The organism is Paenisporosarcina sp. TG20 (assembly GCF_000286315.1).
Classification (GTDB): Bacteria; Bacillota; Bacilli; order Bacillales_A; family Planococcaceae; genus Paenisporosarcina.
Genome location: NZ_ALJG01000124.1, coordinates 1 through 4,050, shown reverse-complemented (window position 1 = coordinate 4,050; position 4,050 = coordinate 1). Strand labels below are relative to the sequence as shown.

4 protein-coding genes are annotated in these 4,050 nt (G+C 38.2%); 1 reads left to right on the top strand and 3 read right to left on the bottom strand.

Annotated elements, in window-relative coordinates; translation table 11 throughout:
- The first annotated feature begins 1,291 nt into the window (after positions 1–1,291).
- The gene (locus B371_RS0101265) at positions 1,292–1,882 is read left to right on the top strand and encodes a CBO0543 family protein (RefSeq protein WP_019412511.1); all 591 of its coding nucleotides are present in this window, start codon (positions 1,292–1,294) and stop codon (positions 1,880–1,882) included.
- 98 nt (positions 1,883–1,980) lie between these two features.
- On the opposite strand, the gene B371_RS0101260 is transcribed toward B371_RS0101265, so the two are convergent.
- The 3 genes from B371_RS0101260 to B371_RS0101250 are packed head-to-tail and all read right to left on the bottom strand — an operon-like array spanning position 1,981 to position 3,728.
- Positions 1,981–2,658 carry a hypothetical protein gene (locus tag B371_RS0101260; RefSeq protein WP_019412510.1) on the bottom strand — a complete coding sequence of 226 codons (678 nt, stop codon included), beginning with the start codon at positions 2,656–2,658 and terminating at the stop codon, positions 1,981–1,983.
- Positions 2,655–3,134, bottom strand: a complete 480-nt coding sequence (locus tag B371_RS0101255; protein ID WP_019412509.1) for an ECF transporter S component — start codon at positions 3,132–3,134, stop codon at positions 2,655–2,657. Before B371_RS0101255 ends, B371_RS0101260 begins: the two co-directional genes overlap by 4 nt.
- Positions 3,135–3,137: 3 nt before the next feature.
- Positions 3,138–3,728, bottom strand: a complete 591-nt coding sequence (locus B371_RS0101250; protein WP_019412508.1) for a cob(I)yrinic acid a,c-diamide adenosyltransferase — start codon at positions 3,726–3,728, stop codon at positions 3,138–3,140.
- Positions 3,729–4,050: the final 322 nt, after the last annotated feature.

Here is a 4,050-nt window from a genome sequence, read left to right as displayed (position 1 = left end):
TGATTTCCTTTAAAAGATCCAACATAATTCATCAAAAATACTGGTAAAATAACGATTTTTCTTCAATTCTTTGAAAAATCATCTAGAACTTAAACCCAATTGTATGTTTGGTGGCACGGCTAGCCTTAGCCACTTTCCTGTTTGTGACAGTTTCACGTTATAGTATTAAACACAAACTAGATAGATGGCACTTTTATTATTATAAAGAGAGCAAAAAAAGGCCGAAATTGAATCTTCGGCCGCTACTTTCTATAAAGTCAACGTCTATTCTCTCGTCCACCAAACTCAAAGCACTATTTCCTAATGGGTTGTAGGGGAGTGACGGACGCATACACGCCGCAAGATTGCATGAAAGAAATACAACTGAGAAAAGTGACGAAGTCACTTTTCTCAGTTGTTTCATTCTTGCGGTTATGATGCAGTAGGTTTGCAGTCCACAGCGACCCGGAAACCTATGTTTATACAGTGTAGATTCCTCTTCGTTCCAGGAAGACTGTCATGCAGAGAAAACCTCTTAAGGAAGCAAAAAAGTGCTGTTTCATAAATCGTACTCTTTATCATTAGTTCCCATATTTTCTCTATTCCAACTTGGATCGTGATTTTTCCAACTTGGGGCCCAAAAATTCCAACTTGGAAGACTATTTTTCCAACTTGGACCCCTAAAAGTCCAACTGAGCAACTGCTCACCATGATTTCCTTTAAAAGATCCAACATAATTCATCAAGATTACTGGTAAATTAACGATTTTTCTTCAATTCTGTGAAAAATCATCTAGACCTTAAACCCAATTGCATGTTTGGTGGCATGGCTAGCCTTTGCCACTTTCCTGTTTGTGACACTTTCTTAGCTCGTTCTCATCATTATAGTTTCCATTTTTTCTCTATTACAACTTGGAACGTGATTTTTCCAACTTGGGGTTCAAATATTCCAACTTGGAGGACTATTTTTCCAACTTGGACACCTAAAATTCCAACTGAGCAACTGCTCACCATGATTTCTTGTTAAAATATCTCAAAACGTTCTCAATCTAGGGGGGGAATTTATGCTTTTTTCCATCACTTTTAGCACAAGGCATTAAAAACATGTGAAAATCCACTTCAATCGATCCTTAAAACCTAAAAGCTCTCAAATCATAAAACGGTTTTTTGAATAGAGAACGCAAAAAAAGCCGAAAATGATTCTACGGCCGCTACTTATTATCAAAAAATATCAGATATCAGTTATACAGAATATATTCGTGTAGTATGTACATAATAATTAAATTAAGTCATGAGTAATTCGGAGGAATAGAATGTTCAATATATTCGAAGTGACTACAATCTCAATAAAAGTAGCTGAGCAATCCACTTGGAACCAGATAATTGAATTAAGTAGACTGAAAAAAGATATGGATTTAGACCATTGGCTTAATGAAACTTTATTCACATTCAATTGGTGGTTCCTTCTAATCACAACCATAGGATTTTTTATTATTTGGGTACTAATATTAGATAAAAAAAGAACTATAGAAATAATCACATATGGACTTATGATATCATCAACTGTGTTCGTTTTAGATGGAATAGGTGTATCACTTGTGCTATGGGATTATCCTGATAAAATCTTTCCCGTAGTGCCTGCTATTATCGAAATTCATAAAATTCATCTGCCAATTATTTATATGATAATTTATCAATATTTTAGTGGTTGGAAATCTTTTTTTATTGCTATGACAATTAGTTCTTTTATCTTTTCGTTTTTATTAGAACCATTGCTAAGCTGGTTAGGTATCTACGAAGTATATCACTGGGAATACATTTATTCATTTCCTATTTACATTTTTATAGGTGTTTTGTTTAAGTGGATAGTGAATAAGTTAAAACAACTTGATAATCACTATTGAATTCTTCAGAACTTAAAGAACCAAAAAAGGCCGAAATTGTATCTTCGGCCGCTTCTTTCTATATAGCTAGCGTCACTTCGCGCATCCACCAAAGTCAATTACATCACAATTAACTCTCTAAACTCATTGCCAAAATGGCGTATCGATAGCTCTACATATTCAGGTGGAATCCCCAAAAGAACCACTGTACTAGGTCCTGCTGACTTCACGACGTCTAATTCTGAAACAACCACTAGTGATTCATCTTTAAGTAACGTTTTAGCTTCGGCCTGAATTCCTTTCGAACCAACGGGCCAAACCTTCCTAACCCACCCATTTGCAATCGCTTCCTTGATCTTATTCATGTCCGCAATCACATCAATATTCTCAAGCACTTCATTCCCGACGTATGGTTGACCATTAATAAACCATGTAACGTCACAATCCACAATTTCTCTAGTACGACCAATCATTGTGACCGACATAGCGGATTGCATAAGTTCCATATTCGATTCACTGCTGCCGCTTATTGGAACTTGCCCTAGATCAACTTCTTCAAGTAAACGTTTGATTCCAATCATGTATGAATCCCACGCCGCTTCACTCGTGAAATTTTGAAGTATGACAGAATCAACTTCTGCAAACGCTGCCCATTGCTCAAGCAAAGCAACACGTGATGCAAAATAACTAACAACATCATTCATGGCATAAACAATGTCAGCTTGTTTTTCACCAATACCAGCGGAATTATCAGATGTGACTACAAAACCGTTTGGCAATTTGAGTGCATTTCTCATTTAATAACCACTCTCTTGTAAAGTCGTTCCACCATAGGTGCCAACAAAAAAGCAACTCCAGCATTTATACAGGATGCTAGAAATAATGCAGGGACTGCTGCAAAAAAGAACACAGATCCAATCAGGAAATAAAACGGCAATGGTGCAATTACACTATTTGCTATCACGAAAAATACCCATTTCCAGACGGTCTTCCCTGCTCGATGTAAAATTGCAAAAACCCATAAGATTATAAACATTTCTGCTGCTATTACGATATGAAAAGGACCAAATGGCATTCCCGCGGATAATGAAGACACCAAATGACCAATTGACGCAGCAATCCCTGAAAATATAGGCGGCAAGATAGCGACAGAAACTAAAGCTGGCACCACATCGAGAGCTGCTGACCCAATTCCCACAGGTATTTTAATAAGCGCACCGAGTGCACATAATGTCGCAATCATTGCGGTTAATGTCAATAAACGTACGTTCATTGATTATTCCTCCACTTTTTTCGCTCGACCACCATTTCGAAATACCTTAGCAGATCGTACATATTCATTATCAGGTACGTTGACACGTGAATTTGCTACTCTCGACGCTGCAAATAAATAGTCAGATAGGCGGTTCAAATATCGTTGGACTACACTTGGAATGTCTTCTTCGACTTTCATCAACGTCACCATTTGTCTCTCAGCCCGTCGTGTAATTGTACGTGCGATATGCAGTGTGGCTGCAGCTGGTGACCCGCCTGGTAAAATGAATTTTTCTAGCATTGGAGGTTCTTCCATCAATTCATCAATGCGTTTTTCTAAAACTTCTACCGGCTCTTCCGTCATTTTATATGTACGATTCGCTTTCACATTTGCTAAATCGCCACCACAATCAAATAATTCATTTTGAATCGCTTCTAAATCAGTGAGTAAATCTGTGAAAACCGATGGGTCAAGTTCCGTCATTGCCTTACCAATAAACGAATTCACTTCATCGATCGTACCATACGTTTCAACGCGTGGTGCGTCTTTATCTACTCGGCCACCGATTAAACTTGTTTGTCCTTTGTCCCCAGTTCGTGTGTATATTCTCATTTTCTATTTCCTCCTTAGATAAGTTAATTTCATAATAAAAAATCTAGTAATAAAATCCTTAAGAAAACTGGGCGAAGTGAACCCGGTCCTTTAAGAAAGTACAGATGATTTAAGTATCAGTTTAAAGAATATGACAGCCTTCTATTTAGATCTAGTGATTTCCGTTGCAGGCGGACGCTTTCCGTGGGCACGGCCTCAGCCGCTTCGGGCCAACCGGATGTTGGTCACGAAGGCATTGCCACACGATGTGGCGTTCTTAGCCTTCGATTCTTTCCGCTCGCTGCAGGGTCTTCGGCTCGCGCTGTTCCCAGTCAAGTAGGTG

Bases quoted from the DNA above. Each gene is read 5' to 3' on its own strand.
- B371_RS0101265 (WP_019412511.1), top strand. From the start codon at position 1,292: ATGTTCAATATATTCGAAGTGACTACAATCTCAATAAAAGTAGCTGAG.
- B371_RS0101260 (WP_019412510.1), bottom strand. From the start codon at position 2,658: ATGAGAAATGCACTCAAATTGCCAAACGGTTTTGTAGTCACATCTGAT.
- B371_RS0101255 (WP_019412509.1), bottom strand. From the start codon at position 3,134: ATGAACGTACGTTTATTGACATTAACCGCAATGATTGCGACATTATGT.
- B371_RS0101250 (WP_019412508.1), bottom strand. From the start codon at position 3,728: ATGAGAATATACACACGAACTGGGGACAAAGGACAAACAAGTTTAATC.